Annotated in this window: 17 protein-coding genes and 1 pseudogene; 8 read left to right on the top strand and 10 right to left on the bottom strand. The window is 54.2% G+C overall.

What is annotated here, in order from left to right; genetic code table 11:
* Positions 1 to 76: 76 nt before the first annotated feature.
* The 7 genes from aroK to pilM form a co-directional block, all read right to left on the bottom strand.
* The gene (gene aroK / locus ACQ86O_RS07035; protein WP_005271698.1) at positions 77 to 598 is read right to left on the bottom strand and encodes a shikimate kinase AroK; all 522 of its coding nucleotides are present in this window, start codon (positions 596 to 598) and stop codon (positions 77 to 79) included.
* Positions 599 to 1,040: 442 nt separating this feature from the next.
* On the bottom strand, positions 1,041 to 2,288 hold the full coding sequence (gene hofQ / locus ACQ86O_RS07030; RefSeq protein WP_431224653.1) for a DNA uptake porin HofQ: 1,248 nt from the start codon (positions 2,286 to 2,288) through the stop codon (positions 1,041 to 1,043).
* On the bottom strand, positions 2,285 to 2,650 hold the full coding sequence (locus ACQ86O_RS07025) for a hypothetical protein (protein WP_431224652.1): 366 nt from the start codon (positions 2,648 to 2,650) through the stop codon (positions 2,285 to 2,287). Before ACQ86O_RS07025 ends, hofQ begins: the two co-directional genes overlap by 4 nt.
* A complete protein-coding gene (locus tag ACQ86O_RS07020) occupies positions 2,643 to 2,912 on the bottom strand; it encodes a hypothetical protein (protein WP_431224651.1) in 270 nt (89 codons plus the stop codon). The genes ACQ86O_RS07025 and ACQ86O_RS07020 overlap by 8 nt, the downstream gene beginning before the upstream one ends.
* On the bottom strand, positions 2,894 to 3,151 hold the full coding sequence (locus ACQ86O_RS07015) for a hypothetical protein (protein ID WP_431224650.1): 258 nt from the start codon (positions 3,149 to 3,151) through the stop codon (positions 2,894 to 2,896). The genes ACQ86O_RS07020 and ACQ86O_RS07015 overlap by 19 nt, the downstream gene beginning before the upstream one ends.
* A complete protein-coding gene (locus tag ACQ86O_RS07010) occupies positions 3,124 to 3,678 on the bottom strand; it encodes a PilN domain-containing protein (RefSeq protein ID WP_431224649.1) in 555 nt (184 codons plus the stop codon). Before ACQ86O_RS07010 ends, ACQ86O_RS07015 begins: the two co-directional genes overlap by 28 nt.
* Positions 3,678 to 4,520 carry a type IV pilus biogenesis protein PilM gene (pilM, locus tag ACQ86O_RS07005; RefSeq protein WP_431224648.1) on the bottom strand — a complete coding sequence of 281 codons (843 nt, stop codon included), beginning with the start codon at positions 4,518 to 4,520 and terminating at the stop codon, positions 3,678 to 3,680. The genes ACQ86O_RS07010 and pilM overlap by 1 nt, the downstream gene beginning before the upstream one ends.
* Positions 4,521 to 4,641: 121 nt before the next feature.
* Here pilM and mrcA point away from each other — a divergent pair.
* A pseudogene (mrcA, locus tag ACQ86O_RS07000) lies at positions 4,642 to 7,198 on the top strand (peptidoglycan glycosyltransferase/peptidoglycan DD-transpeptidase MrcA).
* Positions 7,199 to 7,253: 55 nt separating this feature from the next.
* Here the strand turns inward: mrcA and nudE are convergent.
* Positions 7,254 to 7,808: an ADP compounds hydrolase NudE gene (gene nudE, locus ACQ86O_RS06995; RefSeq protein WP_025122391.1), complete on the bottom strand. Its 555-nt coding sequence runs from the start codon at positions 7,806 to 7,808 to the stop codon at positions 7,254 to 7,256.
* Between the two features lie 446 nt (positions 7,809 to 8,254).
* Here nudE and ACQ86O_RS06990 point away from each other — a divergent pair, with 446 nt between their 5' ends.
* The 5 genes from ACQ86O_RS06990 to pckA all read left to right on the top strand — a co-directional run bounded on the left by ACQ86O_RS06990 (position 8,255) and on the right by pckA (position 14,268).
* Positions 8,255 to 10,384, top strand: coding sequence for an intracellular growth attenuator family protein (locus ACQ86O_RS06990; RefSeq protein WP_431224647.1), 2,130 nt, complete (start codon positions 8,255 to 8,257; stop codon positions 10,382 to 10,384).
* 74 nt (positions 10,385 to 10,458) lie between these two features.
* Positions 10,459 to 11,139, top strand: a complete 681-nt coding sequence (gene yrfG / locus ACQ86O_RS06985) for a GMP/IMP nucleotidase (protein ID WP_431224646.1) — start codon at positions 10,459 to 10,461, stop codon at positions 11,137 to 11,139.
* Entirely contained in the window at positions 11,136 to 11,546 is a 411-nt protein-coding gene (hslR, locus tag ACQ86O_RS06980; RefSeq protein ID WP_431224645.1) for a ribosome-associated heat shock protein Hsp15, read from the top strand. Before yrfG ends, hslR begins: the two co-directional genes overlap by 4 nt.
* Before the next feature lie 25 nt (positions 11,547 to 11,571).
* On the top strand, positions 11,572 to 12,450 hold the full coding sequence (hslO, locus tag ACQ86O_RS06975) for an Hsp33 family molecular chaperone HslO (protein ID WP_431224644.1): 879 nt from the start codon (positions 11,572 to 11,574) through the stop codon (positions 12,448 to 12,450).
* A 198-nt stretch (positions 12,451 to 12,648) separates the two neighbouring features.
* Positions 12,649 to 14,268, top strand: a complete 1,620-nt coding sequence (gene pckA, locus ACQ86O_RS06970; RefSeq protein ID WP_431224643.1) for a phosphoenolpyruvate carboxykinase (ATP) — start codon at positions 12,649 to 12,651, stop codon at positions 14,266 to 14,268.
* Positions 14,269 to 14,422: 154 nt separating this feature from the next.
* Here pckA and envZ read toward each other — a convergent pair whose 3' ends face one another.
* Positions 14,423 to 15,793, bottom strand: coding sequence for a two-component system sensor histidine kinase EnvZ (gene envZ, locus ACQ86O_RS06965; RefSeq protein ID WP_431224642.1), 1,371 nt, complete (start codon positions 15,791 to 15,793; stop codon positions 14,423 to 14,425).
* On the bottom strand, positions 15,790 to 16,509 hold the full coding sequence (gene ompR / locus ACQ86O_RS06960; protein ID WP_037402839.1) for an osmolarity response regulator transcription factor OmpR: 720 nt from the start codon (positions 16,507 to 16,509) through the stop codon (positions 15,790 to 15,792). Before ompR ends, envZ begins: the two co-directional genes overlap by 4 nt.
* 472 nt (positions 16,510 to 16,981) lie before the next feature.
* Here ompR and greB point away from each other — a divergent pair, with 472 nt between their 5' ends.
* Together greB and ACQ86O_RS06950 are read left to right on the top strand one after the other, a co-directional pair.
* On the top strand, positions 16,982 to 17,464 hold the full coding sequence (gene greB, locus ACQ86O_RS06955) for a transcription elongation factor GreB (protein ID WP_431224641.1): 483 nt from the start codon (positions 16,982 to 16,984) through the stop codon (positions 17,462 to 17,464).
* Positions 17,465 to 17,582: 118 nt separating this feature from the next.
* A complete protein-coding gene (locus ACQ86O_RS06950) occupies positions 17,583 to 19,919 on the top strand; it encodes a Tex family protein (protein WP_431224640.1) in 2,337 nt (778 codons plus the stop codon).
* Positions 19,920 to 20,166: the final 247 nt, after the last annotated feature.

The following is a 20,166-nucleotide window of genomic DNA, read 5'->3' as shown; positions in this document are numbered from 1 at the left end:
TGTGGTTTATCCCCGCCAACGCGGGGAACACAATCAGAATTTCCGCATTTGCTCGCGGCTAACACGGAAACCGCTATCAGTTACTTTCCAGCATGTTGATAATCTGGTTGGCAACTACTTTAGCGCTTTGATCGTCTGTGCGGATAGTGACATCTGCGATTTCTTCATACAACGGATTGCGCTCTCTTGCCAGCGCTTCCAGCACCTCACGCGGAGGAGAGTCCACCTGTAGCAGCGGACGTTTTTTGTCGCGCTGGGTACGGGCCAACTGCTTCTCGATGGTGGTTTCCAGATAGACCACGACGCCACGTGCCGACAGGCGGTTACGCGTTTCACGCGACTTAACCGAGCCACCGCCGGTAGCCAGTACAATCCCTTGTTTTTCCGTCAGTTCATTAATGACTTTTTCTTCACGATCGCGGAAACCTTCTTCGCCTTCCACGTCGAATACCCAGCCCACGTCAGCTCCGGTACGTCGCTCAATTTCTTGATCGGAGTCGAAAAACTCCATATTGAGTTGCTGAGCTAACTGACGGCCAATAGTGCTTTTGCCGGCACCCATAGGCCCAACCAGAAAGATATTGCGTTTCTCTGCCATGTTTTTCGGTATTACTAAGACAATTCGTTAATGATAACCCGCCCCGCCAATCAAATCAGCGACGGGACCTAAACTGAAACCTCATGAGCGATAGTGCGAGATCAGACGGAAAATTATCTCAACACTCTTGGTAGTTTGGCAACCGATTAAATCGCTATCCACGCCGCAGGAGGGAAACCATACGTTTTTAACGGCGTCTTAGCATTACAAAAAAACCTCGGAGCTCAATTCGGTAACCCTTGTAAGCTAAATCGGTCGCAGCGTCAAACGCAGATACCTCCAAGGCGATAAAAAAGTGCTTCTGCGCATCAACTTTTAAGGCTTTTCAACGGGTAGGAAATTTAACCAATACCTAATCAACCGGGCGCTCCAGCAGGCGATAACCCCTGGAGTTTATCTGAAAAAGCAATGGGATGACGAGATCCGCAGGATCAGTGGCAGTTTAGACCTTGATCAGCGTCGGAGTGATGAAAATCACCAGCTCGCGCCTTTTGTGCTGTTTAGTGCTGTGTTTAAACAGCGATCCCAGTATGGGAACCTCGCTCACCCCGGGAACTTTATCCGCCCCCTGAGTGCTTTGCCGCTGGAATATGCCCCCTAATACAATGGTTTCACCGTTCTTCACTGTCACCTGAGTTTTAATTTCCTGCTTGTCGATGGCCAAAGCCTCCCCAGAGCCCTGTTTTATTGAACGCCCCGGCATGTTCTGGCTGATCTGCAGCGTCAGGGTGATGCGGCCATTAGGTAAAATCTTTGGCGTCACTTCCATCCCCAACACGGCCTCCTTGAATTCGACTGAGGTGGCTCCGCTGGCACCGCTCGATACTTCATAAGGGATTTCCGTGCCCTGTTTGATGCTGGCAGTTTGCTGATGCGCGGTAAGCAGACGTGGGCTGGCGATAATCTCCACCTCGTTCTCCTGCTCCAGTGCCGACAACTCCAGATCAAGCATGCGCCCGCTGATGCGTGCCAGATGAAAACCTGCCGTCACCGGGCTGTTCTCCAGCGGTAAGCCCACGTTGAAGTTATCGATTCGCAGTGCCCGTGCTGGTCTATCTTCTGTACCTAGCCCCCAGCGCACGCCTAACTCGCGCAGGTTTTCACTGCTGATGGTCACAATATGAGCCGCCAGCTGAACCTGTTCCATCGGCGCATCCATCTCCAATACCCAGGATTTCATCTGGGCAAGAGCCTTTGCGGTGTCACGCAGCAACAGTGCATTGGTCCTTTTATCCACCATCACGATGCCACGTTCGGTCAATAATTTACCCCGCTGATTATCCAGGCTTTGTGCTATTTCGCTGGCTTCTGCGTGGTGCAGTGTGATTGTCAGATTGTGCAGCGGCTGCTGCTGCACCAAGGCCTGTTGCCGCCGTTGCAGCTCCTCTTCATCCGGTTCCGGGAAAACCATCATGACGTTCCCTTCAATGGTCATCGTCAGCTTGCCCATACGCAGGACCACCGCTAACGCTTGCTGCCAGGGGACATCCTCCAGGCGCAGCGTCAGGTTGCCATCAACGCCTTCACCTGCCACCAGATTCAACTGCTGGTACTCCGCCAACGCCTGTAAAATCAGGCTTACCGGTGTATCGTGAAACGCCATCGACACCGGTTTTTCTTTCTGCACCGCCCCCATCACGACCAAAGGAAGCCATAACACCCCAGCCCAAAGCCAGCGGTATCCTTTCATTTCATTGTCCTTTCCTGAGGTTTTTTGCCTAATGTGAGTACGATATTGTCCGTAAACTGCGGACAGGCACTGCCCACATCCTGAAAGCCAAGCTCAAGTTGCCGGGGCTGGATCTGTACCACCTGCCACTGCCCATCCAACAACCGCTGCTGGGGCAATAGCCCCAACCACTGGCCCTGCGGTGTTTCTACCCAGCCGTAACGTAAATCCGGCGTACCGATAATACCTTTCAGCCGCCAGCCTTCTGGTGATGAGGCTGAGCGGTTACAGGGCACCACCTGAGGAGGCTGGAAGGGATCGCGGTAATGCTCAGCCCAAAGCGAGGTGGAGAGCATCAGCCAAAGCCATCCGGCTTTATTCATCTTCGGCCTCCGCGGTAGCCAGCAAGGTCAATTGGATGACCAGCCCTTCGGGTTGCCGCTCAATCTTCATCTGGCCAATCTGCCTGGAAGGTGGCATCCTCGCCAGTAAACGCAGTAACCCTTCAAAGCCCAGTTGCAGGCTTACCTTTTGCTGTGCCGGTTTTTCCTGCTGTTGCCAGCGTAGCAATACCCCTCCAACCTGATAGAGGTGGCTACCGATATCCTCCTGCCCCTCGGGCCGCTTTACCCTTTGCTGCTGCACGCTTTTTGCAATTCCTCGAGCGCCGGTAGCTGGCTCAATTGCTGCCGACGCTCGGTTATTTGCCGCTCGAGTTGCTGCCGCTGCTCATACAATTGCTCACGCAGTTGCCACTCACCCGACACCAACAGCGTGCTGGCTAACAACACCACGCCCGCCAACACCAGCCATTGCGCAGCTAATAATTGCCAGCCAGGCCGATTGAGCCAGGGGATTAGCCAATCCGCCAAAGGTTTATCCATCCTGCCCCCAGCGTGCCGTCAGGGTGAATGCCAACCCCCTCTTTATGCTGTGTCACTTCAGCCAAGCGGCTACCCTGCAACAATGGCGAGGCGGCCAACCGCTGTTCAAAGATGGCGATCTCCGCATAATGCCTGCCAATTCCGCGCAGCGAGATCCCCTTGGCGCTCTCTTCAAACCCGGTAAGCCATAGGGTTTCGGGCAACGCACGCGATAGTTGCTGTAACAATGCAAGATAACGCTGGTTATGCGCATGATTCTGCCGGTAACGAGCCTCCTTTGCGCCGAGACGTGCCAGCTCGCCCATAATTTGCTGCCTCTGCTGGAGTTGCTGGCCAATATCGCTGTATTGCTGCGCAAGAGCTTGCAGAACCTGGCGGTGCTGATCTTGCTGATAACCCAGCACCCCGAAGGTGAGAACAAGAATAAGCAGCGTCGCAAAAAGCTGAACGCAGAAGCAGCATAGCCAGAATAGGTAACGCTGCCGCTGCCGCCGGATGCGCCAGGGTAGAAGATTGACCTGATACATCAGCCATCCTCGCGGCGCAATGCCAGCCCACCGGCAAGAACAAACGCCATCGGTAGCGCGGGCAATGGCGGGTGTAACTGGCTGAAAGCGGTGAGCGGCGACCAGGGTATAACGCCTTCGGGTAAGGCTTCGTCCAGCACACTGCTGTAATACACCTCTTTTACCCCCAATGCCGGGCAGGTTAAGCGCATGTTGGCCAGTGCCTGCTTCACGCTGCCTGCTAGCCCACAAGGCAGAACACCGTAAGTGAATGGCACCGTGCGGGGAGCCACCCATAACCACTCTTGCTCCAGCCGGTGCAGCAGCCCCGCCTCAGGAGCCAGGCCAGCAAACTCTGCCATCATGCACAAGGCATTAGGGGCAATATCAATCACCTGTGGTTGCAGATCGGCCTGTTGCAAGCACCGCAACCACTTTTGAATCTCCTGCTGACGGGCCGCAGTTAGCAGCAACTGGTGGGTATTGGGATGGGCCTGACGGTAATCCATGACCAACGTCTGGCTGTCTAACGGAAACTGTTTCAACCCTTGGGTGGTGATATAGTCATGGCGAACCGACTCCCGCAGCCGGTCATCCGGCAGCGGTAACGTCTGTTGCAAAACCCGCTGAGCAGGCAAGGCAATGCGTAAGGAAATATGTCTTGGTAACCGGATACGCCATTGCTTTAGCACCGCCACCAGCATTTCAGATTCTGCCATAACCCCTTCATGCAACACCGGTTGCGCCAAGGCCTGTTGCCACCAGTGACGTAGCTGCCAACCGTTACGCCGACGCTGCACGGCCAATGCCATGATGCAGTTGTTCTGTATATCCAGCCCCACCTGCCATGCTTGAGAAAACATATTTCAGCCCGCCTCCATACCGTCAGATGACAAAAGAACATATCCATGTTGCAGGCTTGCCTTTATACTACCGCGCGGTTGTTTATAAACTGCCCAATTGACATGAAATGGGAAATCTCAGGTGAAGTTCGTAAAGTATTTTCTAATCCTTGCAGTGTGTTGCATCTTGCTGGGAGCAGCCTCGGTTTTTGGCTTGTACAAATATGTCGAGCCACAGTTGCCCGACGTGGCAACGCTCAAAGACGTGCGACTGCAAATCCCGATGCAGGTTTACAGCGCCGATGGCGAGTTGATCGCCCAATTCGGTGAGAAACGCCGTATCCCACTCAAGCTGGATCAAATCCCGCCGGTGATGGTGCACGCCTTCATCGCCACAGAGGACAGTCGTTTCTATGATCATCACGGGATCGATCCCGTCGGTATCTTCCGTGCTGCGTCAATCGCGCTGGTCTCCGGCCATGCTTCGCAGGGTGCCAGTACCATCACCCAGCAGTTGGCCAGAAACTTCTTCTTGAGCCCGGAACGCACCCTGATGCGAAAAATCAAGGAGGTCTTCCTGGCGATCCGCATTGAGCAGATGCTGAGCAAAGATGAAATTCTTGAGCTGTATCTGAACAAAATCTATCTGGGTTATCGTGCTTATGGTGTTGGTGCTGCTGCACATGTCTATTTTGGTAAAGATGTCAGCCAGCTTACGCTGAGTGAAATGGCGACCATTGCCGGGTTGCCCAAGGCCCCTTCCACCTTTAACCCGCTTTACTCTCACGACCGTGCCGTAGCGCGCCGTAACGTGGTGTTGTCGCGCATGCTGGATGAGCACTACATCACTCAGGCGCAGTACGACCAGGCACGTAGCGAAGATCTGGTAGCCCATTATCACGCGCCGGAGATCAGCTTCTCCGCACCTTATCTGTCAGAAATGGTGCGCCAGGAAATGATCAAGCTTTACGGTGAGAATGCCTATACCGACGGTTACAAGGTGTACACCACCATCACCAAGAAATTGCAGTTGGCGGCACAAGAGTCATTACGTAACAACGTAATGAACTACGATATGCGCCATGGCTACCGTGGCCCGTCGAACGTGCTGTGGAAAGTGGGCGAGGCGGCTTGGGCTCAGAAACAGATTGTCGATTCCCTGAAAAATCTGCCTAGCTACGGCCCACTGTCTCCGGCGGTGATCACCCAGGCGGATGCAGAGCAGGCGACGGCAATGCTGGCCGATGGCAGCAGCATCGCGCTGCCAATGTCCGGTATGCGCTGGGCACGCCCGTTCAGGAGTGATACCTCACAAGGTCCAACACCGAAACGTGTCACCGACGTAGTTCAGGCTGGCCAGCAAGTCTGGGTTCGCAAGGTGAATGAGGTCTGGTGGCTGGCACAGGTGCCGGACGTCAACTCTGCGCTGGTGTCTATCGATCCCAACAATGGCGCAGTCAAAGCGCTGGTCGGCGGTTTCGACTTCAACCAGAGCAAGTTTAACCGTGCCACCCAGGCGCTGCGCCAGGTGGGGTCCAACATCAAGCCGTTCCTGTATACCGCCGCGATGGATAAAGGCCTGACGCTGGCCACTATCCTCAACGATCTGCCGATCACACGTTGGGATGCTGGTGCCGGCACCGACTGGCGACCAAAGAACTCCCTCCCACCTACGACGGTCCGATCCGCTTGCGCCAAGGCCTTGGGCAATCGAAAAACGTGGTGATGGTTCGCGCAATGCGCGCCATGGGCGTTGATTACGCGGCAGAATATTTGCAACGTTTCGGCTTCCCGGCACAAAACATCGTGCATTCTGAATCGCTGGCACTGGGTTCCGCTTCGTTCACCCCGCTGCAGGTTGCGCGTGGTTATGCCGTGCTGGCAAACGGCGGCTACCTGGTCGACCCGTACTTTATCACCAAGATTGAAGACGATACCGGCAAAGCGGTATTTGAAGCCAAGCCGAAAGTGGTTTGCGATAGCTGCAACCTGCCAGTGATCTATGGCGACACGCATCGTTCGGCAGTGCTTTCTGAAGATAACGTTGAAAATGTTGCGGTCTCGCAGGAAGGCAGTAATGCCAACGTGCCCATGCCACAACTTGAGCAGGTAACCCCTGCCCAGGTGCAGCAGGATAACGATCAGCAATATGCACCACATGTGATCAGCACCCCGCTGTCATTCCTGATCCGTGATGCGTTAAACACAAATATCTTCGGCGAGCCGGGTTGGATGGGGACGGGCTGGCGCGCTGGCCGCGACCTCAAACGCCGTGATATCGGCGGCAAAACCGGTACCACCAACAGTTCGAAGGATGCCTGGTTCTCCGGCTACGGCCCGGATACCGTGACGTCGGTCTGGATTGGCTTTGACGATCATCGCCGTAATCTTGGCCGTGCGAGCGCCTCTGGCGCCATCCCGGATCAAATATCTGGCGGCGAAGGGGGGCGAAGAGTGCGCAACCAGCCTGGGATGACTTTATGAAAGTAGCGCTGGAAGGCCTTCCAGAGCAGAAAGTCACGCCACCACCGGGGATTGTCAGTGTGACCATCGACAAGAGCACCGGCAAGCTGTCCAATGGCGGCGGCGGGAGCCGTTCAGAGTACTTTATCGAAGGCACTCAGCCGACCGACTACTCAGTCCACGATGCAGGCACTACGCTGACGGACCCAGGTGGTGAGAGCCACGAGCTGTTCTAAAAACGACAATGGCCAGAGCAATCTGGCCATTTTTTTATCTCATGTTAGCCTAACCTTAACGCGAACCGCGAAGGAACGCCTCGGTCAGGAACAATGCACTGACGTTACGTGCCTCACGGAAATCCGGTTCTGCCAATAAGGCCATCATGTTGGCTATCGGCCAGCGCACCTGCGGTAGCGGCTCGGGTTCATCCCCTTCCAGGCTTTGCGCATAGAGATCGTGCGCCAGTACGATATTCATCTGGCTGGAAAAGTAGGAAGGCGCCATGGTCAGCTTACTGAGGAAATCAAAACGCCTGGCCCCAAAACCAACCTCTTCCATCAGTTCGCGGTTAGCGGCTTCCAGCACCCCTTCACCAGGATCGATCAACCCCTTAGGGAACCCCAGTTCATAGGATTCGGTACCCACGGCATATTCACGGATCAACAGCAAATCATCCCCGATAACGGGCACAATCATCACCGCTTCACGTTCTGAAGGGCGCATACGCTCATAGACCCGCCTCACACCGTTACTGAATTCAAGATCGACCGACTCTACGTTAAATAAACGCGAGCGCGCGACCGTTTCTACTTTCAGAATTTTAGGTTTTTGCAGGTGTTTATCCATGATTGCCTCAAAGAGGTTAACCGCAATCTCTCTGTATAATCAGAGCTGGCATGCGGATAACCTGGGTAATTATGTGCTGGTTGCGCCAGGCAGGAAATTGTTCAAACGCTGGCTGAATTCGATCTTGATCACATTGTGCGTTAATGGGAACCTTTGCCGCAACGAGCTTTGCTAGTAATTTACTTTTATTTAACAAGCGTAGCCAGCGCGACACCATTTTTCCTACCAACCGATCTAAAACTGTATAAGAAAATAGGATAACGCTGATATCAGGCCCTAGGGGGGTTGCTATGATTTCATAGATAGATAGAAGAATGTGCGATCATGTGTTGTCAGGCGCTTGAATGAGAGTTATCTAACGCCGCTCTATCTCTGGGTCGTTAACTCCGTATAATATCTCTTGTTTAATAAGGTCGGCGGTTTCATGGGTTCAAGATGAGGATAGCATGAGCACAATAGCGTTAATATTGGCCTTGGTGCTAGCCTGCCTGATCGCCGCAGGCATCTATTTCTGGTTTAGGCTGCGCAAGCGCCTAGCCTTGGCAGGCTCACTGCCATTCATCAAACCGACGCACCGAAAGCTGACTGCGCAAGAGCGCTCGGCAATTGAGTATTATCTCAACCAGCAAAACCGTCTGGGTAACAAACTGTTGCCAGGCTCCTCTGCACTGCCTTCAGCCAAACTGACACTGTCTGCGCACAGCGATAACGTCTACCCTATCACCCATGCCATTACCCGCTATGGCCTGGCAAGCGATGAACCCAATAACTGGCGCTACTACCTCGATTCGGAAGAGATCCATTTGCCGCCGTTTTGGGAGCAATACATCAGTGCCGATAACCATGTGGAAGTGATCAAGACCCAAACCTTGCCGTTGGTGATCTCCCTCAATGGCCACTCGTTACTTGATCATATTCACGATAGCCCACCTTCGCCGGTAGTCACTGCTGCCCCAACGAGGAACGCCTCCATTCGCAAGGAAGAAAGCGAACATATCGAGCTAGTGAATATCCGTAAAGAAACACGCGAAGAACACGCTCTCAATTGTCCGAACGGCATCAAGGAAGCCGCCATCATTTCTGTTGCCCTGCTGCTGCTGTTTTTCAGTTTGATAAGCCCGGTGGTGGTTATCCCCTGGATGATTTTCATCGCGGTGCTGATGATCGCCTGGGGGACATGGAATCTGTTTCGCCGCCCAGCTGAAAGCGAACTCAAAGAAGTGCACTGCCTGCGCGGTACGCCAAAGCGCTGGGGGCTGTTTGGCGAGTCCAATCAGGGGCAGATCAGCAATATCTCTTTGGGGATTATCGATTTGATTTATCCCCCGCACTGGCAGCCTTACCTCACTTCGGATCTGGGCAAGACTACCAACGTGGATATCTATCTCAACCGCCAGGTAGTTCGTCAGGGGCGCTATCTCTCCTTGCATGATGAAGTGAAAAACTTCCCGCTACAGCAATGGGGCAAGAATGCCGTGCTGGTCGCCAGTTCGCTGGTGGTGCTGTTATTGCTGCTGACCTACATCCCCCTCAGCCTGCCCGCGAAATTAAGCAGCGCATGGTTGCAAGGGGCGCAGAAAACCGAAGTCACCAACGTACAGGCATTGGAAGCAACGCCGCTGCATATCGGCGATACGCTAAAAGTGCAAGGAAATGGCATGTGTTACGTTCCTTCGGGCAATAGCAGCACCGCACCAAGCTTTATGCCCTTCGATTGCTCAGGCATCTACTGGAATACCGCAGCGCCTCTGCCACAGCCGGAATCAGAGGTGATCGACAAAGCTACCGCGCTGATCACCACGATCAATAACCAACTGCACCCAAGCGGTACCGATCAAAAGATTAACCCGCAGTTGGCCAGTGCGATCGAGAAATCAGGCATGATCCTGCTGGACGATTTTTCAGATATCGTTTTAAAAACACAGGATTTATGCGAAACAGAATCCGACTGTGTCCGTTTGAAGAATGCCCTGGTTAATCTGGGCAACGCTAAAAACTGGCCTAGCCTGGTGAAACGGGCCAAATCAGGCGCGCTGAAAGGCGTTAACGTCCTGCTGAGGCCAGTCAGTGCCGAATCACTGGAAAACCTCAGCAATGCGGCAACCTCAGCCTTTGTCACCCGGGAAACCCGCCAGGCCGCAGCGGCCCTCAACAGTCCGCCACCGGGCGGTTTTCTGATCACCAGCGACGAAGGCAAGCAATTAGTTGACCACCCGTTACCCACCCAGCCATTGAACGAGTTCAACGCGCTGGATCAATGGAACGAGTTACAGCGCCTTAGCAGTATGTTGCTACACACGCCATTCCGGGCGCAGGGGGTAATCACCAATATCTTTGTCGATGCCAACGGTACTCGGCATATCGCCCTGCACAGCGAGCCGGATATGGTCACCCTGTGGCGTTACCTCGGCACCAGCTTGCTGCTGCTGGCACTGGTTGCCATCTTTAGCCACAACACCTGGCGGCTGGTACAGCGCTGGCGCAGAAACCAACACCGCCTGGCCGATATCCAGCGTTACTATGAAAGTTGCTTCAACCCGCAACTGACCCCGATATCAATACGTCCGATGACGTAGTCTTCCTCCTGCCATCCAGTATGCTAGGCTAACGCTATTATCTGCGGGCCTCGATCCGCCTATGGAGTTTTCACATGGTTCCTGAGTTTGACTGGCACGATATTGATACCGTACTGCTGGATATGGATGGCACCCTGCTGGACTTGGAATTCGACAACTATTTCTGGCAAAAACGGGTACCGCAGGCATTAAGTGAGCAACGAGCCATCTCTTTCGATGACGCCCGTAAAATCATTTATGACGAATACCTGGCCGTGCAACACACGATGAATTGGTACTGTTTTGATTACTGGTGTGAACGGCTTAATCTGGATATCTACCAGATGACCAACGAAGTCGGTAACCGCGCACGCTTGCGTGAAGATACCAAGCCTTTTTTACAGGCATTACGCGATGCAGGGCAGCGGACTATTCTGCTGACCAACGCCCATCCGCATAGCCTGGCGGTGAAAGTTGAACACACGGGTTTGGACCAGCACCTTGATTTATTACTTTCCACCCACACATTTGGTTATCCGAAAGAAGATCAGCGGCTGTGGCAGGCGGTGCAACAGCAAACCGGTTTTGATCCGCAGCGCACGCTATTTGTGGATGATGGTGAACCTATTCTGGACGCTGCCCGCACGTTTGGTATCCGCTACTGTCTGGGTGTGCAGAACCCGGATTCCAGCATGGCGAGTAAAACTTTCCAGCGTTATCCTTCAATGAGCGATTACCGCCAGTTGATACCCGCGTTGGAACGGAGGGAGCAATGAAAGCCAAAGCAACACCGGATGACGATGCCGTACGCCTGGATAAATGGCTATGGGCAGCCCGTTTTTATAAAACTCGCGCGTTAGCCCGCGAAATGATTGACGGCGGTAAAGTGCATTACAACCGCCAGCGTGGCAAACCGAGCAAGGTGGTCGAGGTTAATGCCGAAATCAAGCTGCGCCAGGGCAACGAAGAACGCACCGTGATTGTGCTAGCCGTCACCAGCCAGCGGCGGGGAGCCAGTGAGGCTCAACAGATGTATCAGGAAACACAAGACAGCATCGCCAATCGCGAGAAAATGGCGCTGGCACGCAAGATGAATGCGCTGACCATGCCTCACCCGGATCGCCGGCCGGACAAAAAAGAGCGGCGCGATTTGATTAAATTTAAATTTGGTGAGCCGGAATAAACCCTCACCTCGATGAGAGAAAACTATGTCCAACCATGACCAATTGCACCGTTACCTGTTCGAAAACTACGCGGTGCGCGGTGAGCTGGTTACCGTCAGCGAAACCTATCAGCACATCCTGACCAATCATGACTACCCCGCTCCGGTACAGGCGCTGCTTGGTGAGCTGCTGGTTGCCACCAGCCTGCTGACAGCAACGCTGAAGTTTGACGGTGACATTACCGTACAGGTTCAGGGCGATGGCCCGCTGAAGCTGGCGGTGATCAACGGCAATAATCGCCAGGAGATGCGTGGCGTTGCTCGTGTCGAAGGGGACATTGCAGCAGAAAGTACCCTGCACCAGATGCTCGGTAACGGCATTATGGTGATCACTATCAGCCCATCTGAGGGTGAGCGCTATCAGGGGGTCGTTGGCCTGGAAGGTGACACGCTGGCCGAATGTCTGGAAGGGTATTTCCGTCAGTCAGAACAGCTGCCAACGCGCCTGTTTATCCGTACCGGTGAAGCCGAAGGTAAACCAGCCGCCAGTGGCATGCTGCTGCAGGTGCTGCCAGCCCAGGACGGTAATGCCGATGATTTCGACCATCTGGTGCAACTGACCGCCACCATCAAGAATGAAGAGCTGTTCACCCTGCCAGCTAACGAAGTGCTGTATCGCCTGTACCACCAGGAAGAAGTCACCTTGTATGAGCCGCAGGACGTCATCTTCCGTTGCACCTGCTCGCGCCAGCGCTGTGCCGATGCCTTGATCACGCTGCCCACGGAAGAAGTTGCCGAAATGTTAGAAAAAGATGGCAACATTGATATGCATTGTGATTACTGCGGCAATCATTACGTATTTGACTCAGTGGACATTGCCAGCCTCTATGCGGGTACAACCGACAGCAATCCACAGTTGCACTAAGTTATACCCACCCCTTGGCGTGCGCCATAAGGCGCACGCCAACCCACACCGTTTGCAGGCTTGCTTTTTTCCGTGTGCTACATCTCATAACGTAACTAAAAAACGTTTAAAACGTTAAATATTTGATACCTATCGCTGTTACTGTGGGCTGATTCCCTACAATTGTCGCCAGAAATTCTGTGATCAAGGAGCAGTGACATGCGTGTTAAAGGTATAACCCACCAGGATCTTGCCGCTTATGGTATTCATAACGTTGGTGAAATCGTTCACAATCCAAGTTATGAATTACTGTTTAAGGAAGAAACGGATCCTTCTCTTGAAGGATTTGAGCGTGGTGTAGTAACCCAATTAGGGGCCGTGGCCGTTGATACCGGCATCTTTACCGGCCGTTCTCCAAAAGATAAATACATCGTCCGCGATGATATCACCCGGGACACCGTCTGGTGGGCCGACCAAGGTAAAGGCAAGAACGACAACAAACCTCTCAGCCCTGAAGTCTGGGCAGACCTGAAAAAACTGGTTACCGAGCAACTCTCTGGCAAGCGTCTGTTTGTCGTTGATACCTTCTGTGGCGCCAACGCAGATTCCCGCCTGAAAGTACGCTTTATCACCGAAGTGGCTTGGCAGGCACACTTCGTGAAGAACATGTTTATCCGCCCAAGCGAAGAAGAACTGCAGGATTTTGAGCCTGATTTCGTGGTGATGAACGGCGCCAAGTGCACCAACCCGAACTGGCAGCAGCAGGGAATGAACTCCGAAAACTTCGTGGCATTCAATCTGACTGAACGCATGCAGCTGATCGGTGGCACCTGGTACGGCGGCGAGATGAAGAAGGGTATGTTCTCAATGATGAACTACCTGCTGCCATTGAAAGGCATTGCCTCTATGCACTGCTCGGCCAACGTGGGCGAGAAAGGCGATGTGGCGGTATTCTTCGGCCTGTCCGGCACAGGCAAAACCACGCTTTCCACCGACCCGAAACGCCAGTTGATCGGCGATGACGAGCACGGCTGGGATGACGACGGCGTGTTCAACTTCGAAGGTGGCTGCTACGCCAAGACCATCAAGCTGTCTGAAGAAGCTGAGCCAGATATCTACCACGCCATCAAACGCGATGCACTGTTGGAAAACGTCACCGTGCTGGCCGACGGCACCGTGGATTTCAACGACGGTTCAAAGACCGAGAACACGCGTGTTTCTTACCCGATCTATCACATCCAGAACATCGTCAAGCCGGTTTCAAAAGCGGGCCATGCTACCAAGGTGATCTTCCTGACAGCCGACGCCTTCGGCGTACTGCCGCCAGTATCACGCCTGACAGCCAACCAGACCCAGTACCACTTCCTGTCCGGTTTCACCGCGAAACTGGCCGGTACTGAGCGCGGTGTTACCGAGCCGACACCTACCTTCTCCGCCTGTTTCGGTGCCGCATTCCTGTCACTGCACCCGACTCAGTACGCCGAAGTGCTGGTCAAGCGCATGCAGGCCGCTGGCGCCCAGGCTTATCTGGTCAATACCGGCTGGAACGGCACTGGCAAGCGTATCTCGATCAAGGATACTCGCGGTATTATCGATGCCATTCTCAACGGTGAAATCGATAAGGCAGAAACCATCACGCTGCCAATCTTCGATCTGGCCATGCCAACCGCCTTGCCTGGCGTTGATCCTGCCATTCTTGACCCACGCGCTACCTATGCCAGCATAGAGCAATGGGAAGAGAAGGCGCACGATCTGGCGAACCGCTTTACGACCAACTTCGACAAGTACACCGATACACCGGCAGGCGCGGCTCTGGTCAGCGCAGGTCCGAAACTGTAACACCCTCTGGCAGGGGCAAATATCCCCTGCCCAAGCCATGCCAAGACGCGGTTAGCCGCGTCTTTTTTTATGTTCTTTCCGGGAGCCGTTCAGTTCTATCGGCAATCAATAATGATAGCGCTGCACAAGGCAGCACTATCCGAAGGGAGAAAAACTAGGCGTTATCTTTGGCAGTCTGCTGCCCGCTGGAGGCTTCTTTCTTCTCGATGGGTAACGGGATATAAGCACGGATGCGCAATCCACCACGTTCACTGGTGCCGATCTCCAGCATACCTGCATGCGCATCGATAATTCGTTGTACGATCGCCAACCCTAGTCCGGTACCGCTGGTGCTGCGCGCACTGTCACCACGCACAAAAGGCTGGAACAGGTGCTTGAGCTCTTCCGGCTTGATACCGGGGCCATCATCCTCCACCTGGAACCAGCCGCGTTGCAACTCGCGCCCGCTGCTGACCTTGATCCAGCCGTTGCCATAGCGGGTCGCATTCACCACCATGTTCACCGCAGCACGTTTGATGGAGAGCGGGTGAACATTCATCATCAGCTCACCCGGCAGGATATCGGTTTCAATCACTCGCTCGTAACCGCTTTCTGCGGCAACCACTTCGCCCAGAATGGCATTCAGATCGCTGATTTCGGTCTGCATTTCCTGGCCGGTGCGCAGGTAATCAATAAACTGCTCGATAATAGCGTTACATTCTTCGATATCTTTATTGATCGACTCCGCCAGGTAGCCGTCTTCGGCACTCATCATTTCCGTTGCCAGCCGGATACGCGTCAATGGAGTCCGCAGATCGTGGCTCACCCCGGCCATCAGCAATGTACGATCGTCGGCAAGCTGCTTCACACCTGAGGCCATCTGGTTGAAGGCCCGGGTGACGGAACGCACCTCTGAAGCACCATATTCACGCAGCGGTGGCGGGATAATACCTTTCCCGACCTGCACGGCGGCATGCTCCAGCTCTACCAGAGGGCGGTTCTGAATGCGGATAAACAGCCAGGCCCCGCCTATCGCCAGCAACATAATCGCCAGGGTATAGCGGAACAGCGGCGAGAAATCGCCCTGATGAATTTCAGTCAGCGGCACACGTACCCAGATGTCTGGCTGCAACCAGGTTTTCAGCCAGACCACCGGAGTATTTTTATTTACCTCGACTCGTACTTCGGTTGGCCCACCCAGTTGCTGCGCCATCTGCTGGCTGAGGAACTGGTAGTGTTGCGCCCAGCGCAACCCACTCTCTTCCGCAGCCGCGTTGGTGTAAAGCGAAATCCCCAGCTCACGGTAGATCTCGCGCCGAAACGCTGGCGGCACCTCAAGCAAAGTGCCATCTTCCAGCTGCAGCCGGTCAGTCATCAGCATACGGACTTCATATGCCAGGACCTTGTTAAACTGCTGCAGACTGGGCAGGATAGCGAAGTTGAGCACCACCAGATAGGTAGTCACCAGGCTGACGAACAGCAAGGTGACAATCAACAGCAAAGTTCGGGCAAACGAGCTACGCGGTGAAAAGCGTAATCGTCTCATGCCTTGGTGCCATCCGGCACGAAGACGTAGCCAAGACCCCATACGGTCTGGATATAGCGTGGATGAGCCGGATCTTCTTCAACCATGCGGCGCAGGCGCGAAATCTGTACGTCGATGGAGCGCTCCATCGCGCTGTATTCACGGCCACGGGCCAGATTCATCAGTTTATCGCGTGACAGCGGTTCGCGAGGGTGGCTGACCAAAGCCTTCAACACGGCAAACTCACCGCTGGTCAATGGCATAGGTTCATCTTCACGGAACATTTCGCGCGTGCCGAGGTTCAGTTTGAATTTACCGAAGGCAATCACGGCTTCTTCCTGAGAAGGCGCTCCCGGCAATTCATTGGCCTGGCGGCGCAGTACCGCGCGGATACGGGCCAGCAACTCCCGTGGGTTGAACGGTTTGGGAATATAGTCGTCAGCACCAATTTCCAGCCCGACAATACGATCTACCTCTTCACCCTTGGCGGTCACCATAATGATCGGCATCGGGTTGCTTTGGCTACGCAGACGACGGCAAATTGACAACCCGTCCTCCCCCGGCAACATCAGATCCAGCACCATCAGATGGAAAGACTCACGCGTCAGCAAACGATCCATTTGCTCAGCGTTGGCTACGCTGCGTACCTGGAAACCCTGTTCGGTTAAATAACGTTCTAAAAGCGCACGCAGGCGCATGTCATCATCGACGACCAGAATCTTGTGATTCTCTTGCATTGTCTTACTCCCAAAGGCTGTATTGCCTGATTCTAGGCTGTGGCCCGCACTGATGCGTTGATCCCGCTGGCGGCTATTTGGCAACAGCCTCGTATTGTTAAAAAACCGCATCATTACTGACAGCGTTTAATGGTATACATTCTAGACGAAATTGTTACAAAGCTTATTCTTTTGCCCAAATATCAACAATTTTCACTCAAATCAGGGCTATTAAACTGCGGTGATTTAACACCGCCCACAGAGAAAAGATTACCTGCCCGAGGGATTTCATGTTGGCCGCTTTAGCGCATTCGTGTGCCCGCGTCATTTGTACATCCCTGTACAGCACAGCCAGGCACCCACCCTGGCGCTTCCTTAAGGGGTGACTGAGCGCTGCTGCTTGAAAGACGACGGGTACAGGAGGTTACTTTATGCGAGAATCCCCCTAAGACCAACAGCAATTGCCCCCTGTGACTTGATGGATCGATGATTGATGAAAACAATGCTGATCACCCGAGAGGGTTACAACAAACTAAAGCAAGAACTGGATTATCTCTGGCGGGAAGAGCGCCCGGAGGTCACCAAAAAAGTGACCTGGGCGGCCAGCCTGGGGGATCGGAGTGAAAATGCCGATTACCAATACAATAAAAAGCGTCTGCGTGAGATCGATCGCCGGGTGCGTTATCTCACCAAGTGCCTCGAACAACTGAAAATCGTCGATTACTCGCCGCAGCAGGAAGGCCGTGTATTCTTTGGTGCCTGGGTAGAGATCGAAAACGATGACGGCGATCTCAAACGTTTCCGCATCGTCGGCTACGACGAAATCTTTGGCCGCAAAGACTATATCTCCATCGATTCCCCGATGGCCCGTGCGCTGCTGAAAAAAGAGGTTGGCGATACGGCCACGGTACAGACACCGGCTGGTGAAGCCTTCTGGTCGGTCAATGAGATTGAATACGTCAAAGAGCGCGAATAATTCGGGCTTTTCCGAATGGCTTTCCCTGCTTGAAAAACCACGGGTGACTGGCATTTTCTCCCTGCAAACCGTATAACTGTCCCCCTATTGATTATCGTCCCTAACAGATACCTGACCTATGACTGACCCACTGAGCCGCATTATTGCAACCGAACTACAGGCCCGACCGGAGCAAGTTGACTCCGCTATCCGCCTGCTGGATGAAGGTAATACCGTGCCGTTTATCGCACGCTATCGTAAGGAAGTCACCGGGGGCCTGGATGACACCCAACTGCGTCAGTTGGAAACTCGCCTGGGCTATCTGCGTGAACTGGAAGATCGCCGCCAGACCATCCTCAAATCGATTGAGGAGCAAGGCAAGCTGACCGATCAACTGGCAGGGGCGATTAACGCCACCCAAAGCAAAACCGAACTCGAAGACCTCTACCTGCCATATAAACCCAAGCGCCGCACCCGCGGGCAGATTGCTATCGAAGCCGGTCTGGAACCGCTGGCCGAATCACTGTGGCAAGACCCGCAACAGCAGCCAGAACAGCTGGCCGAGCAGTTTGTGGATGCCGAAAAGGGCGTTGCCGATGTCAAAGCAGCGCTGGACGGCGCGCGCTATATCCTGATGGAACGCTTTGCCGAAGATGCCACCCTGCTGGCCAAGGTGCGCGACTACCTGTGGAAAAACGCCCATCTGGTGTCCCGGGTTTTGGAAGCTAAAGAAGAAGAAGGCGCGAAATTCCGCGACTATTTCGATCACCACGAACCTATTGCGCAGGTGCCTTCACACCGTGCACTGGCGATGTTCCGTGGCCGTAATGAAGGCGTACTGCAACTGGCGCTGAATGCCGACCCGCAGTTTGAAGAAACCCCGCGTGAAAGCCAGGGTGAGCTGATTATCATTAATCATCTCAACCTGCGCCTGAACAACGCACCGGCCGATGCCTGGCGCAAATCCGTGGTTAACTGGACCTGGCGCATCAAGGTGCTGCTGCATCTGGAAACCGAACTGATGGGCACCGTACGTGAGCGTGCAGAAGATGAGGCCATCAACGTCTTTGCCCGTAACATGCACGATCTGCTGATGGCCGCACCTGCTGGTATGCGTGCCACCATGGGCCTCGATCCCGGTTTGCGCACCGGGGTCAAAGTGGCGGTTGTCGACGCGACCGGCAAGCTGGTTGCCACCGATACGGTCTACCCACACACCGGGCAGGCGGCCAAAGCCGCCACGGTGGTCGCTGCGCTGTGCATCAAACACCAGGTTGAACTGGTGGCCATCGGCAACGGCACCGCCTCACGTGAAACCGAGCGTTTCTTTGCTGAACTGCAACAACAGTTCCCGGAAGTCAAAGCCCAGAAAGTGATCGTCAGCGAAGCGGGTGCTTCGGTGTATTCCGCCTCTGAACTGGCCGCGCTGGAATTCCCGAACCTTGATGTTTCCCTGCGTGGCGCAGTTTCCATCGCCCGCCGTCTGCAGGATCCGCTGGCGGAGCTGGTCAAGATCGATCCTAAATCCATTGGCGTTGGCCAGTACCAGCACGACGTCAGCCAGAGCCAATTGGCGAAGAAACTGGACTCGGTGGTAGAAGACTGCGTGAACGCAGTCGGCGTTGATCTCAATACCGCCTCGGTTCCCCTGCTGACCCGTGTAGCTGGCCTGACAAAAATGATGGCGCAGAATATCGTCACCTGGCGCGATGAAAATGGCCGGTTTAACAACCGCGAACAGTTGCTGAAAGTCAGCCGCTTAGGGCCGAAGGCCTTCGAGCAATGTGCGGGCTTTCTGCGCATCAACCACGGTGATAACCCGCTGGATGCCTCAACCGTTCACCCGGAAACTTACCCGGTAGTTGAGCGCATTCTGGCCGCGACCCGCCAGGCGTTGCAGGATCTGATGGGCAACCCAAGCGCGGTACGCAGCCTGAAAGCCAGCGACTTCACCGATGAGAAATTCGGGGTGCCAACGGTAACCGACATTTTGAAAGAGCTGGAAAAACCAGGCCGCGATCCCCGCCCGGAATTCAAAACCGCCACCTTCGCCGAAGGCGTGGAAACGCTGAAAGATTTGCAGGTAGGCATGATCCTGGAAGGATCCGTCACCAACGTCACCAACTTTGGCGCCTTTGTCGATATTGGTGTTCATCAGGACGGCCTGGTTCATATCTCTTCATTGGCTGACAAGTTTGTGGAAGACCCACACACCGTGGTGAAAGCGGGCGACATCGTCAAAGTGAAGGTGATGGAGGTCGATCTGCAGCGCAAGCGTATCGCACTGAGCATGCGCCTGGACGAACAGCCGGGTGAAGGTTCCCCACGCCGTGGCGGTGGCAACAATAACGCCCCGGCACGCGACAACACTTCTCGCCAGCCAGCCACGGCCAATAAAGCCAAACCACGCAACAACGCCCCGGCAGGTAACAGCGCCATGGGTGACGCGCTAGCCGCCGCGTTTGGCAAAAAGTAATAAAAACACCAACCCGTTCCTTCTCCTTCGGGGGAGGGAACAGGTGAAAGGCATCACCTCCAGCATCCAATTTTTGATGTGCAGCAAGAAAAAGACATATTTTTGTACCGAATAATTTCGCATTAGGCCCACCCGATCATTAATTGCCTTTCAGTCAGTCTCTTCCTCTTTTATTAACATGGCGATTAACACTGGCTTTGCCGCTTGATGATTCTGCCTTAAACACAAATAGTTACCCCTCTCATTT

This window comes from Serratia sp. L9 (assembly GCF_050632285.1).
Taxonomy (GTDB): domain Bacteria; phylum Pseudomonadota; class Gammaproteobacteria; order Enterobacterales; family Enterobacteriaceae; genus Chania.
The sequence above is the reverse complement of the archived record's forward strand: the minus strand, read 5'-3'. Positions and strand labels throughout refer to the sequence as shown.